This window comes from Microtetraspora malaysiensis (assembly GCF_050947145.1).
Lineage (GTDB): Bacteria > Actinomycetota > Actinomycetes > Streptosporangiales > Streptosporangiaceae > Microtetraspora_A > Microtetraspora_A malaysiensis.
In genome coordinates this window covers 5950609-5965340 of sequence record NZ_CP191998.1, presented here as the reverse complement: position 1 = coordinate 5965340, position 14732 = coordinate 5950609, and the positions used below count along the sequence as shown (strand labels likewise).

Annotated in this window: 18 protein-coding genes; 9 read left to right on the top strand and 9 right to left on the bottom strand. The window is 69.2% G+C overall.

Annotated elements, in window-relative coordinates; all coding sequences use genetic code 11:
• The first annotated feature begins 51 nt into the window (after positions 1 to 51).
• The 3 genes from ACQP1V_RS28155 (at position 52) to ACQP1V_RS28145 (ending at position 3229) form a co-directional block, all read left to right on the top strand.
• Entirely contained in the window at positions 52 to 1221 is a 1170-nt protein-coding gene (locus ACQP1V_RS28155) for a serine hydrolase domain-containing protein (protein WP_433413085.1), read from the top strand.
• Between the two features lie 60 nt (positions 1222 to 1281).
• Positions 1282 to 1623: a hypothetical protein gene (locus tag ACQP1V_RS28150; RefSeq protein ID WP_433413084.1), complete on the top strand. Its 342-nt coding sequence runs from the start codon at positions 1282 to 1284 to the stop codon at positions 1621 to 1623.
• 394 nt (positions 1624 to 2017) lie between these two features.
• Positions 2018 to 3229, top strand: coding sequence for an MFS transporter (locus tag ACQP1V_RS28145; protein WP_433413083.1), 1212 nt, complete (start codon positions 2018 to 2020; stop codon positions 3227 to 3229).
• Here ACQP1V_RS28145 and ACQP1V_RS28140 read toward each other — a convergent pair whose 3' ends face one another.
• From ACQP1V_RS28140 to ACQP1V_RS28120, 5 genes are all read right to left on the bottom strand, one after another.
• A complete protein-coding gene (locus ACQP1V_RS28140; RefSeq protein ID WP_433413082.1) occupies positions 3230 to 3388 on the bottom strand; it encodes a hypothetical protein in 159 nt (52 codons plus the stop codon).
• A 225-nt stretch (positions 3389 to 3613) separates the two neighbouring features.
• Positions 3614 to 4729 (bottom strand): capreomycidine synthase, encoded by a 1116-nt coding sequence (gene vioD, locus ACQP1V_RS28135; RefSeq protein ID WP_433413081.1) that lies wholly within the window; start codon positions 4727 to 4729, stop codon positions 3614 to 3616.
• Complete coding sequence (locus ACQP1V_RS28130) at positions 4726 to 4950, bottom strand: ferredoxin (RefSeq protein ID WP_433413080.1); 225 nt, start codon at positions 4948 to 4950, stop codon at positions 4726 to 4728. The genes vioD and ACQP1V_RS28130 overlap by 4 nt, the downstream gene beginning before the upstream one ends.
• Positions 4951 to 5468: 518 nt before the next feature.
• A complete protein-coding gene (gene trxA / locus ACQP1V_RS28125; RefSeq protein ID WP_433413079.1) occupies positions 5469 to 5807 on the bottom strand; it encodes a thioredoxin in 339 nt (112 codons plus the stop codon).
• A 69-nt stretch (positions 5808 to 5876) separates the two neighbouring features.
• Positions 5877 to 6887 (bottom strand): NAD(P)/FAD-dependent oxidoreductase, encoded by a 1011-nt coding sequence (locus ACQP1V_RS28120; protein ID WP_433413078.1) that lies wholly within the window; start codon positions 6885 to 6887, stop codon positions 5877 to 5879.
• Between the two features lie 91 nt (positions 6888 to 6978).
• On the opposite strand from ACQP1V_RS28120, the gene ACQP1V_RS28115 reads away from it, so the two are divergent.
• Together ACQP1V_RS28115 and ACQP1V_RS28110 are read left to right on the top strand one after the other, a co-directional pair.
• Entirely contained in the window at positions 6979 to 7578 is a 600-nt protein-coding gene (locus tag ACQP1V_RS28115) for a helix-turn-helix domain-containing protein (RefSeq protein ID WP_433413077.1), read from the top strand.
• 45 nt (positions 7579 to 7623) lie between these two features.
• Entirely contained in the window at positions 7624 to 7932 is a 309-nt protein-coding gene (locus ACQP1V_RS28110) for a hypothetical protein (protein WP_433413076.1), read from the top strand.
• Positions 7933 to 8051: 119 nt separating this feature from the next.
• Here the strand turns inward: ACQP1V_RS28110 and ACQP1V_RS28105 are convergent, their stop codons facing one another.
• Entirely contained in the window at positions 8052 to 8177 is a 126-nt protein-coding gene (locus tag ACQP1V_RS28105; RefSeq protein ID WP_387415492.1) for a hypothetical protein, read from the bottom strand.
• Between the two features lie 438 nt (positions 8178 to 8615).
• Between ACQP1V_RS28105 and ACQP1V_RS28100 the strand changes: the two genes are divergently transcribed.
• On the top strand, positions 8616 to 9128 hold the full coding sequence (locus ACQP1V_RS28100; RefSeq protein ID WP_433413075.1) for a methylated-DNA--[protein]-cysteine S-methyltransferase: 513 nt from the start codon (positions 8616 to 8618) through the stop codon (positions 9126 to 9128).
• Between the two features lie 657 nt (positions 9129 to 9785).
• Here ACQP1V_RS28100 and ACQP1V_RS28095 read toward each other — a convergent pair.
• Positions 9786 to 10523 (bottom strand): DUF998 domain-containing protein, encoded by a 738-nt coding sequence (locus ACQP1V_RS28095; protein WP_433413074.1) that lies wholly within the window; start codon positions 10521 to 10523, stop codon positions 9786 to 9788.
• A 115-nt stretch (positions 10524 to 10638) separates the two neighbouring features.
• On the opposite strand from ACQP1V_RS28095, the gene ACQP1V_RS28090 reads away from it, so the two are divergent.
• From ACQP1V_RS28090 to ACQP1V_RS28080, 3 genes are read left to right on the top strand one after another with little or no spacing between them, the layout of a single operon-like run.
• Positions 10639 to 11529 carry an alpha/beta fold hydrolase gene (locus ACQP1V_RS28090; RefSeq protein WP_433413073.1) on the top strand — a complete coding sequence of 297 codons (891 nt, stop codon included), beginning with the start codon at positions 10639 to 10641 and terminating at the stop codon, positions 11527 to 11529.
• Positions 11526 to 12179 carry a TetR/AcrR family transcriptional regulator gene (locus tag ACQP1V_RS28085; RefSeq protein ID WP_387415482.1) on the top strand — a complete coding sequence of 218 codons (654 nt, stop codon included), beginning with the start codon at positions 11526 to 11528 and terminating at the stop codon, positions 12177 to 12179. Before ACQP1V_RS28090 ends, ACQP1V_RS28085 begins: the two co-directional genes overlap by 4 nt.
• Positions 12176 to 12319 carry a hypothetical protein gene (locus ACQP1V_RS28080; protein ID WP_433413072.1) on the top strand — a complete coding sequence of 48 codons (144 nt, stop codon included), beginning with the start codon at positions 12176 to 12178 and terminating at the stop codon, positions 12317 to 12319. The genes ACQP1V_RS28085 and ACQP1V_RS28080 overlap by 4 nt, the downstream gene beginning before the upstream one ends.
• Positions 12320 to 12727: 408 nt before the next feature.
• Here ACQP1V_RS28080 and ACQP1V_RS28075 read toward each other — a convergent pair whose 3' ends face one another.
• The gene (locus ACQP1V_RS28075; RefSeq protein WP_433413071.1) at positions 12728 to 13588 is read right to left on the bottom strand and encodes a DUF3592 domain-containing protein; all 861 of its coding nucleotides are present in this window, start codon (positions 13586 to 13588) and stop codon (positions 12728 to 12730) included.
• A 24-nt stretch (positions 13589 to 13612) separates the two neighbouring features.
• Positions 13613 to 14695: a hypothetical protein gene (locus tag ACQP1V_RS28070; protein WP_433413070.1), complete on the bottom strand. Its 1083-nt coding sequence runs from the start codon at positions 14693 to 14695 to the stop codon at positions 13613 to 13615.
• Positions 14696 to 14732 lie beyond the last annotated feature (37 nt).

Sequence of the window (14732 nt, the reverse complement as noted above, 5' to 3'; positions counted from 1 at the left end):
GTGCGAGCTCACCCAGGGAGAAGAACCGCAGACCAGAAGGTAAGGAAAGTGATGATCAGATCAGTCGTGCTGACATTCAGCCTCCTCACAGGCGGGCTGGGCATCCTCCCGGCGTCCGCGGCGGCGGCCCCGGCCAGCGAGGATCCGGTACAGGCCGCCTTGGACGAGGCGCTTGCCAGGGCGGCCGCGAAGGCCGGTGACCCCGGCGTCCAGGCCGTCGTGATACGCAACGGCAAGCTGATCTGGTCGGCGAACTCCGGCAAGGCGGTCAACGACCCGCCCTCACCGGTCACCGACTCGACGATGTTCGGCTTCGCCAGCTTCGGCAAGAACATCCTGGGCGCATACGCCCTGCACCAGGTCGAGAGCGGAGTCCTGGCCCTGGACAAACCGATCTCGGCCTATGTCGGCAAGGAGGTGCCGGGATCGGACGCGGTCACGCTCCGGATGCTGCTCACGCACACCGCGGGCTACCCGGACCTGTACGACGACCCCAAGACCGCCCCCCTGTTCCCCCCGGACGGCGCGCAATACGATCCGAACCGGCCCTACACCTTCGCCATGCTGGCGCCGGGCATTCGCAAGCCGGTCGCCCCCGGCAAGCGGTACGACTACTCCAACACCGGATTCATCATCCTGTCGCGCGTGCTGAGCAGGACGGCCGGTGGAGACGAGGCGCTGGAGCGCGACATCCGGCGCTTCCTCCAGCGGGCGGGGGAGACGAGCGAACTGCTGACCGCCGAGCGATCCCGGAGCGCCTTCCTCCGGTTCGCCCACGGCTACGACTACGAGAGCGCCGGCAAACCGATCGACACCTTCACCGACTTCGGCGCCACAGGCATCCCCACCGACCTGTACGGCCTGCCGTTCGGGGACGGCTTGTTCGCCGGCACCGCGCTCGGCGGCGCCAAGTTCCTCGACGCGTTGTACGTCAGGAACCGGCTCCTGCGGCCCGACACCGTCAAAAAGATGATCACGTCGTCGCCGCAGGCGGTCGCGCAGGACGACACCTACGGGATGGCGACCGAGCGCGCCACGGTCGGCGGGCGCGTTTGGCAGGGCCACCCCGGCGCCTTCGCCGGCTTCACGTCGATGGGAGCGACCGACATGGTGCGAGGTGTGACGCTGATGGTCGTGACCAACCGGGACGGATCCGATGAGGACCCCGCGGGCACGATCTGGAACGAGCTGGCCACGGCATACACCTCCGTAACGCACTGACGCCGCCGGATCTGAACCACTCCGGCCTTCAAACTCCTACGCCATGAACGTGCAGACCGTGTGCTCCGCGCCGCCGTCGACGCCGGCATCCCCTACGTGGACATCACGCGATGGACCGGCCGGCTCACCCGCGCGGTCACGGTGGCGACCCTCGCCCGTCCGACCGCGCCCGTGCTCCTTTCCTCGGGCTGGATGGGCGGGGTCACCAACCTTGTGACGGCGGCGCTCGTCGCGGAACGAGGAGGCGACGCCACATCGGTGGACATCGCGATCCGGTACGACATGAACGATTCCGCCGGTGTCGACTCCGTGGACTTCATGGACCGGCTCGGCTACGACTACGAGGTGCGCCACGGCGGGAAACCGGAGACAGTGGCGCCGCTGACCTCGACACCCGTATAACCTGAGCCCTCCGGTTTCCAACCTGGGTCGATGGAGATGGACCGCCCCAGTGCCCGGGACGGTGGAGTCGTGGCGGTCGTTGTGGATTCACGACCTTGTGGCAGGTACGACCACCAGGCTGTCGCCGGGGGGGCTCAACATCTGCTCACGCATGGAGTAGTTTATGCCGCTTCGAGTAGATCATTTTGCTGAGAAAACCTCAGTCAGCACAGAGTCCGCAGCCCGCTAGGGTATCCACGTGCTCATCGTGATGTTCATCTGACGGTCCTGGGTCTCTCCCGCCCAGGTTCTGATCCGTAGAGGGTGCGCTTTGCCGTGCCCTCCGGACCTCGACAACCGTCAGACTCTGGCGGCCGCGCATACGACGCCGGTCGCACATCATCGGAGCTTCTTCGTGCTTGCAGTGCTTCTGCTTCCTGGCGCGCTTCGCGCCTTCCTCCCCGCCCTGATCGGTCGATCCGCTCTTGCGATGGGCGGTCTTGCCCTCCTCCTCGCCGTCCAAGACAGTACGGGTTCGTACGCACAAGCCGGTTTCGCAACAGCGGCGTTCGGAATCGCCAACGTCATCGCCGCCCCCTGGCGCGCCAGGGCCGTCGATCGATTCGGTCAACGAATCGCGCTCACCACCATGGCGTCAGGCCAAGCCTCAGGGTTCATCGCTCTCGCGCTCATCACAGAAGCCGAGGGAGTTGCGGATATCTGGTTCCTCATTCTCAGCGCGGTGATCGGCCTGGCATCGCCACCCCTGGGGGCGGCGATGCGAATGATCTGGGCGTCGCTCACGACGGCCGGAAGCCAGCGAACAAAAGCCTTCAGCATCGACGCGGTGTGCGAAGAACTCCTTTTCGTCGCTGGCCCCGTCATCATCACCGCGGTCATTGTCGCCAGTTCTCCCAGCGCCGGGCTCTGGGTGACCGCGGCAGCCGTTTTCCTCGGCACCGCAGCTATGACGTCGAGCGCGTCGTCGGGGGCGCTTCGCGGAACAGGAGGGGGCGTCGCGCGAGGTGATCGTCCGCTGCGCCAGCCAGGTTTCGCAAGGGTACTGATCGTCCTGCTAGGCGTCGGTGGTGTACTTGGAGTCGCGGAGATCGCAGCACCGGCAGCCGCTGCGCGGCATGATGCTGTCTCAGCTTCGGGCTGGCTCCTGGCAGCCTTTGCCGGCGGAAGTGCTCTCGGAGGATTTCTCTACGGGCAGCTGAACCTCAAGGCAGGAATCGGCGCGAGACTGTTCGCCCTGTGCGTCAGCATGGGGCTTGCCGCGGTGCTCGTGTCGCAGTTGGACACACTCGGTCTCTTCGCTGCGGGCCTCGCGCTCGTTGGCCTGTTCCTCGCTCCGTCTCTCATCACCGGGTACCTCATCGCCGACACCATCGTTCCGGAAACCAGCCGGACGGAAGCGTCGACATGGATCAACACCTCCGTAAACCTCGGCGCATCGCTGGCATCCGCGGCAGCTGGAATCGTCATCGACAATTCTGGCGCCTGGTTCGCCCTTTTGCTGGTGGGAGCGATCGCTCTCGCGCTCGCCTCAGCTGTGCCATTCACACGACTGCGCAAGATCGAGCCGCCTGCGGTCCACGCTCTCGATCGTTGTGAGCACAGCTGATCAGCAACCCAGCGGGTCGCAGTCCGTGTGCTTTGTGGCGAGCGCTGTGTCCACCCGGGTCATCTCCTTTTGCCAGGAGCGCAGCAGCCGGAACCGCACGGTGTGGCCCGGGAGCGTGACCTGCCCGGTGGTCAGCCCTTCGTGGGTGTGGCGGTCCACGATTGCCAGCGGTTCGGCCAGCGGCGGCGGGACCGGCCAGGGCGAGCGACCGGGCGACCTGCATGGCGTCCTCCAGACGGCACTCATGCTCGACGCAGCCGGTCACCAAGGACGGCCCCCATACCAGGGCCTGCCGCGCTCGCTATCGGTGGCGTACCCTGCGCAGGCCCGGTACAGCCGCCAGTCCCCATCGCAGCGCACCCAGCGCGACGCGGTTGGAGGTGGTCACTGGTTCTCCTCGCCAAGCACTCGGCTGAACCGGGACAGCCCTTCGGCGAAGTCGTCACTGGGGCCGCCGAAGCCGAGTCGGACGCGATCGGGATGCCCGAAGCAGTCACCAGGCACGACCAGGACGTCGTGCTGACGCAGCAGGCGTTCGCACAGCGCGGGGACGTCGGGCACGGCTAGGCGGAGGAAGGTGGTGACGCCACCGGCGGCGAGCGGACCGTCGACCGACCCGCCCTGAGCCACGATCCATCGGGCGAGGGCGCCGCGGTTACGCCTGGCCTGCGCCAGCCGCGGCGCGAGCAGCCGGTCGGCCTGGGTGATCATGGCGGTGGCGAGCCGTTCGACCATCGGCGACAGGGCGAGGGTCGAACGATCCCGCATCGGCAACAGTCGTCGCAGGACGGCCGGTGCTGCCTGGCACCATCCGAACCGTAGTCCCGGGGCACCGTACGCCTTGGACAGCGTGCCGAGCGAGATGCACTTGTGGTAGCGCGTGGCGGGGTCGGGCAGCGGTGCGGCCGGGTCGTGGGCGAGATCTGCGAATGCGCCGTCCCAAAGGAGGAAGACGTCGTGCTCAGCGCACAGCTCGACCAACTCGGTGAGTTGTGGCTCGGTCAGGGTGACACCGGTCGGGTTGTGCGGGAAGTTGACGATGACCATGCGGGTGGCCGTGGTAATCAGCCGGCGCAGGGCGTCCAGATCGGGCTGGAAATCCTCCGTCGGGTCCAGGCGCCAGCGGACGAGTTTGCACCCGATGGCCTCAGCGACGGAGTCCAGCGCGTAGTAACAGGGGTCGGTGACGACCACCTCGTCACCGGGGTCGAGCAGGCTGGCGGTCACCAGGAAGATCGCCTCGGAGGAGCCGTGGGTGACCATCACGCGGTCGGGGTCGCCGTCGCCCCAACGCCGGGCCACCGCAGTGCGGGTGGTCTCGGCCCCGAACGAGGGGCTGTCGTCGAAGACCACATCGTCGAAGAAATCGGTGCCGAGACCGAGCAACTCTCTCAGCTCACGGTAAGACCAGCTGTTGACGCCGCTGCACCCCAGGTCGTAGCGGGCGGTGAAGTACGAGTCGCGCAGCCAGTCCTCCAGGTGCGCGGGTGCGAACCTCATCGGGTGTCCGCCTTAGCGCCCGGTGCGTCCGCGGTGGTCCTGCGGATCGTGATCGCCTGAGTGGGGCACATGTCGACGGCGGTACGAACGCCGGTGTCCTCCTCCACAGTCTCCGCGATGGGCCGTGAGCGGTCCTCATCGTCGAACTCGAACCGGTCGGGGGCGATCGCCATGCGGGTCCCGGACCCGACGCAGCGCGCCGCGTCGACGACAATAGTCACTCTGCTCACTTCTTTCCCCTGCCTATTGTGAATTGAACTGCGCACTCCAGGACATATGCGGAGAGGTAGTCGCCCGCGGCGAGGACCTCTCAGCGGGTGCTGACCCGCAGCCCCGGGTCGGCAAGTCGGGCGGCGCGACCGGCGCGGAGCCGACATCGTTGAAGTGCCCCCCAACGCCTTCGCCCACCCTCGCGGAGTGGAGCTGGCACGGGTTGAACGCCGAGAGCCGGATCGCGGTCGGCGGCGCGGTCGTCGCCCTGATCGGGGTTGCCGTGGCCGTGGTCGCGCTCGTGTATGCGAAGAGGTCCGCGGAAGCGTCTGCGGACTCCGCCCGAGCTGCCCGGCAGTCGGCCGACGAAGCGGCCAAGCCCGAGGCTAGCCGGGGCCGGGGTTTCGGCCAAGGTGATCGGGTGACTACGCGGAGGCGCCGGCGGGCGCGGTGACGCGCCCGCCGGTCACGGCCAGTTTCGGTTCCCGACCGAGGCCCCCCGGGCCCCAGCCCTTCGAGGCGATTCTTCCTAGCGGCGCCCCAGGTAGGCGGAGAGCTTCTGCTCCAGGGCGTGCTTGGGCGCGGCGCCGACCCACGACCCCTTGGGCTCGCCGTCGGCGTAGACGACGAAGGCGGGAACGGCGGTGATCCCGTGCCGAGCCGCCAGGCCGGGCTCCTCTTCGATGTCGACCTTGACCACGTCCAGTGTGTCCGCGTGCTCGGTGGCCAGCTCCTCCACGATCGGGGTGACCATGCGGCACGGGTGGCACCACAGGGCCCAGAACTGGATCAGGACCGGCCGCTTCGCCTGGAGTACGCGGGCGGGGAACGTCTGCTCGGTGATGCTGTCTACGGGGGTTGCGGACATGGTGAAGACCTCCTTGTTCGAGTGCGGGACGGCGTTCTCGCCGTCATGGCGTGGTGGCGGGGCCGGGTCTCAGGCCCGGTGTTCTTCGAGGGAGACGGCGTGGGCGATCGGTCGCAGGGAGGCCGGGGACCTGGCCTCCGCCGTGCGGTAGTCCTCGACGTCCCGCGCGACCTCCTCGTTCACGAGATCGTGGTCGATGGCGATCGCGGCCGCCGATCCCATGCCTGCCGCGGTGATCACCTGTGCCCGGGGATCGGCGACGTTGCCCACCGCCCACAGCCCGGGGACGCTGGTCCGGCCCGAGGGATCGGTGGTCACCCAGCCGTTCTCGTCCCGCTCGCAGCCCAGGTCGGTCAGCAGGGCGTCACGGGGGAGCATGTGCGGGAAGACGAACACCGTGCTGCGGGGCACCACGCTGCCTTCGGCCAGCTCGACTCCGCGCACCCGGTCCTCGTCCACCACCAGCCGCTTGATGACTCCGTCGATGACGCGCACTCCGCGGGCGGCCAGCCGTTCGCGCTCGCCGTCGGTCACCGCCAGGGTGTGCGGGAAGAAGACGATGTCGGCTGACCACTTTTGCAGCAGCAGTGCCTGGGACACCGCGTTCGGATGGGTGCCCAGAACGCCGATCGGCTCGCCGCGGACCTCGTAAGCGTGACAGTACGGGCAGTGCAGCAGGTCCCTGCCCCAGCGCTCGCGTACTCCGGGGATCTCGGGCAGTTCGTCGCGCAGCCCGGTGGCTACCAGTACTCGCCTGGCGCGGAGCGCCGGGCCGCCCGCCAGGTGCACGAGGAAGCCTGGCTCGATGTGGTCGACCCGGCCCTCGATCAGCTCAACGCCGTACCCGGTCACCTCGGCCCGGCCCACCTCCAGCAGGGCCGCCGGGGGCATGCCGTCCCGGGACAGGAAACCGTGCATGTGGGCGGCCGGGGCGTTGCGTGGGGTCCCGGCGTCCACCACCGCCACTCTGCGTCGGGCCCGGCCCAGCACCAGGGCGGCGCTCAGCCCGGCAGCGCCCGCGCCGACCACCACCACGTCGTACATCGAATCGTTCATTGCCGCGTTCTTCGCATCGCTCATAGCGACCACCTCCGCCCGCAGCCTGCAATCACCACCCCCAAGGAGGCAACATTTGTTGCTGTTTCCGGGAAACGTGCGGTGGAATGAGGACATGGAACACCCATCCGCGATCGCCGCCGCCCTGGCCGAGGTCGGCCCCCGCCTCAAACGCCTGCGCACCGAGCGCGGCGTCACCCTGGCCGCGCTGTCCGAGGCCACGGGCATCTCCAAGAGCACCCTGTCCCGGCTGGAGGCCGGCGAGCGCCGCCCCAGCCTGGAACTCCTGCTCCCGATCTCCCAGGCTCACCAGGTACCGCTGGACGAACTGGTCGGCGCGCCAGAAGTCGGCGATCCCCGGGTCCGCCTCACGCCCAAACACGTGAACGACAACGTGATTCTGCCCCTGACCCGGCAACCCGGCCCGCTGCAGGCCTTCAAAATGGTCCTTCCCGCGACCAGGGCCACGCCGGAGCCATGTACACACGAGGGCTACGAGTGGATGTACGTCCTGTCCGGACGCCTGCGGCTGATCCTGGCCGATCACGACCTGGTTCTCGACCCGGGCGAGGTCGCCGAGTTCGACACCCGGCTGCCGCACTGGTTCGGCAGCACCGGTCAGGGGCCTGTCGAGATCCTCAGCCTCTTGGGGCGCCAGGGCGAGCGCATGCACGTACGCGCCCGGCCCCGTCCCCGCGACAAGCCCGCCCACTGACGCTACGACCGCGTCAAGGTCAGGTGCGTGACGCCCGCTGGGGGCGTGAGACCCGATCTGGAAGCGCTTTCCGAGCTCTTCAAGGCCATCCCGCAGCCGCTCACCACGACCCACGAACAGAACGATGGTGAATGTGTGGCCGCCACCCGCTCCGTCTCCGTGCTGCGCCGTGCCATCGCCCACGGGGTGACGCTCAGCGTCGGCGTGGACACCCCGGCGGTGCTGCCGATCGACCTGCTCGGCCAGATCCGGCTCGCGCACATCCTGCTCCAGCACACCGACGCCCAGGCCATGCACGATGCCGGCCGCATCGCTGCAGCGCTCGCAGGCGAAGCCAAGGACGAACGATCTTGACGCGAGACGAGGAGCGGCCATCGTCATCGCGCCGAGGAAGGACCAGCGCACACGGTATCCAACACCGCGATCAACTTGTCTTGGCGCTCGCCCGGGGGTGGGGACAAACCGTGGCGCTGTCAGGGGTCCCACATCCTTGCCCAGCCACCGCCCTGCTCCTCGGCTCTCTGCTTCATCAGGAACCACGCCCGCCGGGTCCGCAGCGCGAACACCTCGACGAGCCGGGGACGGTCGACGTCCGACATCCCGTAGGCATCAGCCAGGATCGACGGATGGCAGGTCCGCAGGCGGACCCGCGCTGTGGCTGAGGGGACAACACCTCGGCCTGGTCGGCGTGGCAGCCCTACGGTGGTAGCTCGTCCCGCTGGGTGCGCGGCCTGTCGGCCTTCGCCCAGGCGCCGCGGACTCTCAGGGCCGGATGCGAGTACTTGCCGCCGATGGTTCACTGAACGGTTCGGCAAGGGCGGGAAGGTGCTGACGCCGCACCCTCCAAGCAGTCCTTGCACGCTTCGTGATCTCCGGGCAGGCGTCGCGTCTTTATGCTCTTCGAGAGTCTGGCCTGTCGCAGGCTCCACTGCCTCGCCGCCTCGTCCCGGCCGGTCACCGTCAGGACGCGTCTCACGTTTCAGGCCGCTCGCGCGTCTACGTTGTGGACAGGCAGCGGTTGCAGGCAGGAGATCAGAGTGGACGTCCGACACGCCTATGTGGACAGCCCGGTGGGGCGGCTGCTGCTCGTCGCCGGCGGTGACGCGCTGGTGGGGCTGTATTTTCCGCGCTACCGGTACACGCCCCCGCAGTCGGCGTGGGGCCGCCGCGTCGCCGCATCGGCGGATCCGGTTTTGGCGCAGGCGCAGAGCGAACTCGACGAGTACTTCGCCGGGGACCGGCAGGTATTCGATGTCCCGGCGGTGACGAACGGCGACAAGTTCCAGGAGCGGGTCTGGGCGCTGCTCCGGGAGATCCCTTACGGTGAGCGGATCACCTACGGCGATATCGCGGTCGAGCTGGGGAGCAAGGGGCTCGCGCAGTCCGTGGGCCAGGCGGTGGGGCGTAACCCGGTGAGTATCGTCATCCCCTGCCACCGGGTGGTGGGCGCGGGCGGGAAGCTCACGGGATTCGGTGGCGGGCTCGAGCGCAAGCAGACTCTGCTGGACCTTGAGGAGCCGGCCGAGGCACGGGCCAGCCGGTTGTTCTAGCCGCAGCCTCACGTACCGGCCGAGATGGCGTGCCGATCAGGCTGTGACCAGGAGACCTCCCTTCTGTGTGGCCCGCGCCGGGACGCGGGCCGCCGATGCCGTACGCCGCAATGCCGCAAGGCGCGGCGTCACCGCCCCCGTATGTGCCCGGAGTCGGAACGGTTGAGTCCCTGCCCGCCACCCGGCTGTCCAGTTCACGGCTGATCGCCGCCTGCGGGGCCGTCGGCCCCGGCCCGCAGGCGGCGGCCTGCGCATGCTCGCGGTCCCGGCGGCGATCGCGTGCCAGCCTGTCGAAGAGCTGCGCGAACGCATCGGCCTGACCCGCGCCACGCCCGCACCGAGACCCTGCCCCCGCGCGCCACACTCGGTGCCGGCCTACGAGGTGGGGCCATGGACGGTGGACTACCCGGCCGTCCGCGTCGGCACCGGCCGGACGCCTTCCCCGCCGGGCGACGCGGTCCTGCGCCACGCCCCGGCCGCGGGCTGCGGCTTAGAGGCCTTGAAAGTTCTCCGTCTTCGCATCTCACGTCCGGGGCGAGAGCGCGTCTCCAAAGCGAGGCCGAGATTCGGTCCGGAAGGAGAATGACACATGCCCGATATCCGAACCCAGCAGGGGCGTGCCGAGCTGTTCCGCAGCCTGCACGACGGCCATCAGCCCTATACGGCGGTGCCATCTGTTCGCTGGGACGGTTGGGCGGCAGGGCGGTGGCCTGCGGCTTGGAGAGGGATATTCCGGCTGTCGCGAAGCAGGTGTGCGGAGTACAGGGCGTACCAGCCGAAGCCGATCGCCTGGCTGATGCGCTGCCACAGGCCGTGGCCGCTTCCCGAGAGGGTGTCGAAGCTGAAGCGCTGTGCCGCGATGTACAGCGTCAGTGGGGTCAAGATGCCGGCGATGACGGTGGTGAGGATCCAGGCCATGCCCTCCTTGCGGACGATGCCCCGATAGGCGGCCATGAGGATGGCCGCCGTCAACGCCGCCCAGGCCGGGAAGAGGTTCAGGTTGTGGACCCAGCCGTGCAGGGTGGGCTCGGGGGGCGGCTGTACGCGGGGCGGGAAGCCCGGGTTCGGGTCCGTGACGAACACCCCTGCGACGATCAGGCAGAACCCGAGGACGCCGGTGAGGACTGGTATCGCCTTCGAACCTGGGCCGCTGCGCAGCGCGCGGCGTACCCCGACGGCGAACGCGGTGGTCAGCAGGCCGGTGACGACGAAGTTGGCGATCTGGATCCAGCCCCAGTCGCCGTTGCTGAGTTCGCTGCCCCAGCGGTCGACCGGGTCGTAGCCGGGCTGCAGCGCCCCGTCCAGGAGGATCACCACAAGGAACATCAGCGGGGCGAATCCGCAGGCCAGAAGCGCCTTGATCCGCCTCTGCGCGGACCTTCTCGGGCGGGACATCCATCTCTCCTCGAGCCAGATAGCCATCCGTGTCTGTCTACACTGTAGAAGAAGCATATGTTGTAGACGAAAACTACACCGTAGAGGAATCCTTGAGTGAGGGGAGAGAGACACCGTGAGTGACGCCGTCATGGTTCCCGGGGCCCGGTTGCACGTCGAGCGGACCGGCGACGGGCCACCGCTCCTGCTGATCTCCGGCGGCGGAGGGGACGCCGACATGTATGCGGACGTGATCCCGCTGCTGGCCGGGACCTTCACCGTGATCGCTTATGACCGGCGCGGCAACTCGCGCAGCCCGTTCACCCACCCGGACGCCCCGATCGATCCCGCCACGCAGGCCGGCGACGCCGTCGCCATCCTCGACCACTACGGCCTGGAGCGCGCCTGCGTCTTCGGCAACAGCAGCGGCGCGATCATCGCCCTGGAGATGGTGATCGGACACCCCGATCGCCTCCTGGGCGCGGTGGTGCACGAGCCGCCGCTGGTGCAACTCCTCCCTGCAGACTCCGCCGAACGGCGGGAGATCGAACGCCTCGGCCGCCTCGGCCGGGACGGGCACGTGATGCGGGCCTACGCGGCCTTCGGCGGCATGACCCTGCCGGACCCGCCACGGATATTCCTGTCGCCATCCGGCCAGGCCCTGATCGCCGCCGCCACCCACCTCGTGCTCGCCGCCGGCGGCCTGACGCGCAAGATCACCAGGCGTGAGCCGGACGTGATGACCCGTCAACTCCGCAACGCGGAGCTGACCATGCGCCGCGAACTGCCCGCCTTCTGTTTCGACTACCGGCCAGACCTGGCCGCGCTGGCCGCCACCACGGCGCCCTGGTGCCCGGCCACCGGCCGCGACAGCGCGGGCAAGCCCTACTATGCGCCCGCGCACCTGCTGTCCGAGCGCCTTGGCGTACCCTGCCAAGAGTTCCCCGGTGGCCACGTCCCGTTCATGCGGCACCCCGAGGAATTCACCGCGACGCTGACGAAGATCCTGGAGGGTTTCCAGCCATGACGGCCGACCCGAGCCCGCCGGTCAGGCTGCCGGAGCAGCCCACGCGGCCCACCGTCACCCGCGAATACCTCGCCGCCGCCGCGCTCGCCCTCATCGACGCCCACGGGCTGCGCAAATTCTCCATGCGTAAGCTCGGGACCGCGGGCGGCTTCGACCCGATGGCCGTCTACCGTCACTATGCGGACCAGGAGGACCTCTTCGACGGCGTCGCCGAGATGTTGTTCGCGGAGGTCGACGTCGACACCCTGCCCTGGGACGGGCCGTGGCAGCAACTGGCCCGCGACTACTGCCTGCGGCTGCGCGACACGCTCCTGCGCCACCCAAACGCGGTGTCGTTGTTCGCCACCCGCCCGGTACGCTCACCGGCCTCCATCGACACCGGCGTGCGGATGCTCACCGAACTCCGCGACGCCGGCATTTCCCCGGCAGAGGCCCTGCGCATCACCCGCTGCCTGCGCGAGTTCACCGTCGGCCACGCCCTCAGTGTCGCCGTGACCAAGCTGGGCGCCGATCGGCGCAGCCGCAAGCCCCAGCCCGGCAGTCCCGACTACAACCTGCTCGCCGAAGCCGCCGACGCCACCGCCCTCGACGACCACTTCGAGACGGGGCTCACCGCGATGCTGCGCGGCTTCGAGCAGCTCGCCCGGTGAATGCCGTCCACGTCACCGACGGGCGGCCGCACGACAGCGTGCGCCTTGCCACGGGGATCGCGCTGTGCCGGGCCGCCGGATGTGTGGTGACGGCCTCGACGACCACCACCGCCGCACACCTGCGCGCGGACTCCTCGTAGCGGCCGGCCAGGGCACCGCACGGCCCTGCCCGAGCCCGCGGGCTTCACCAAGATCGCCGATACCGGAGCGACGTCCGCCGGCCCAGGGGTCCCGGATCTCCTCCCGTCTTCGACCGCTTCTCCATGGCGCGCAGCCGGTTTGGCTGTCGTGGTCGACGGCGGAGGACGAGGTCCGCTCGTACGCGCCGCATCGGGGTCGGCGTGTGCGCTGTGGTGCCGAAGATGTGATCGTCACCGGGATGATGCCGGTGACCGGCGTGTTCGGGCGGCCGGTGGTCATCCAGCTGCGTCGGCACCGCGACATGGGCAGGGTCGGCGGGCGGGCAGCTGGTGCGGTTCTTCCGGGAGGGTGACGGCCAGGACTATGAGGGAGAAGGTAACTCACTTGGCCCAGAACCCTCTTGGGCCTCAGAGCATCGCCACTCCCGCCACGGTCGTCGCCATGAGCACGACGAACACCAGGACGTTGAACGTCACCTCCCGCTCCTCCGAGCGGTGTTCGGCCGCGCGGTCCAGCGTGAACTCGGCCGGGTCGGCGGACGTGTAGTGGACCGTGACGTCACGGCCGTACGAGCCGGCGGGGTCCGGGAGGTTCGACGTGCAGTGGGCCGTGACGGCCGTGCCCTCGCGGGTGGTGAACGACACGACCGGGGTGATGGTGGTCGAGGCGTGGCCGTCGTCGTCGACACTGACATCCTTCAGGACCGCGACGACCTGTCCCTGCACGGTGTCCATCGCGGCCAGCCTCTCGATGCGGCGGTTCTTGGCGCGTACTGCCCCGGGCAGATGAACGGCGCCGGAGACCGCCCACGGCCCGCCGAAGCCGATCAGCGCCCACGGCCACCCCCAACCGACCGCGGCGAGGACCACCAGCCCGACGTAGACCAGGAAGACCGCGAAACTCGGCCAGCCCAGCCCACGACTGGGCTCCTCCGGAGTGTTGGAGAACCGGTAGGCGTGCGGTCTGCCTCGCGGGTGGCTGACCCCGATCTCCCGGCCCTCCCACGCAGAGGTGATCATCTCGCCCCGCTCACCGTCGTTCGTCACGGTGACCTCCTGGCCCGAGGCCGGGTCGCGGTAGGAGACGACCACCGATATTCCGCCCGCCCGGGACCCACCGTGCCGGGGCTCCCGCACCCGCTCGATCCGCCCTGTGAGCCGGACCGTCCGCTGCGCCTTGGTCACTCCGGCCAGCGACATGCCGTACCCGACCAGCGCCACCACACCCCACACCGCACACCACAGCACCAGAAATTCGTCCCACCCCATGCGCCCCTCCTCCTGCCGATCCGGTCAACTGCCGCTGCGCCGCAGCACTTTGCCCTGGCGGTTCGCCTCCAGCGTTCCCGTGCCCCCGCCGCCGGTGACCACGACCCTGAGCGTGAGCGAGCCGGTGACGCCGTCGGCGGTGAGCTGCCAGCTCTGCGGGGACTCGACGCCGAGGGTGGTCCTGGCCTCCTCGACCAGGCCGGGGACGCGGTCGTAGGGCAGGGACCTCGGGTCGAACCCGGCGATCTTCACTCCGCTGGGGGAGAAGACGACCGTCAGCAGGCGGTCCTGCACGACGACGGTGAGCGCCTGACGCTTGTCCGCGCCCTGCGTCAACGACTCGACGGCCTTGCGCAGTTCGCCCTCGTCGAGCATCGATTGGCCAGGACCGAGGGTGACCGTGCCCGTCGCCGACGTCACGGTGGTCGTGGACGACGAGGAGGAGACGGACGGCTTGGGGGCGCCGCTCTCGCCCTCGTGGGAGTCGAACAGGTCGGCACGGAACAGCAGGAGCACGGCGGCCGCGCCGAGCAGCAGCCCGAAGAGAGTGAGGAGACCGCCGGCACAGCCCCCCGGGGTCTCGCTCTTCATGGCTGGACCGGGCACCGAGTCCACCCGGGCCACGGCCGCCCGCTCCTCCCACTCCGGCGTCGGCCGCTTCACGATCCGCGTCTTCCACGGTCGGTCCGGCGGATACTCCACCACCACGACCCCGCGCGGCCGGTAATCGGTCAGCTCGACGAGGTTGACGTCCTGCCGTATCTCGACACGGAACGCGGGTGCGTCGTCCGGCGCAACGGACAGCTCGAACCGCACCGGCACGTCGCTGCTCTCACCCCCGACGGCCTCCAGACTCTCGATCACCGCGAGCGCCGCGCGCGGCACGACGGCCGCCTCCCTGGCACGGCGCGGCAGCGTGGCGAGGAAGAAGAGAAGCCCGTAGACCGCGGGCAGGACCAGCCCCGTGACGATCAGCGGCACCTTCTCGACGACACAGCCACCGATGAAGGCGGTCAGCGACGCCCCGATCACCCCGCCCGTCAGGAACCCCAGAGCGAGGTCGGCAAGCGTGTTGTGCGTGGGCGGCGCGCCCGCAGTGATCGTCATGTGGCCGATTGTGCACGTCATGGGTAACGGCCGACAG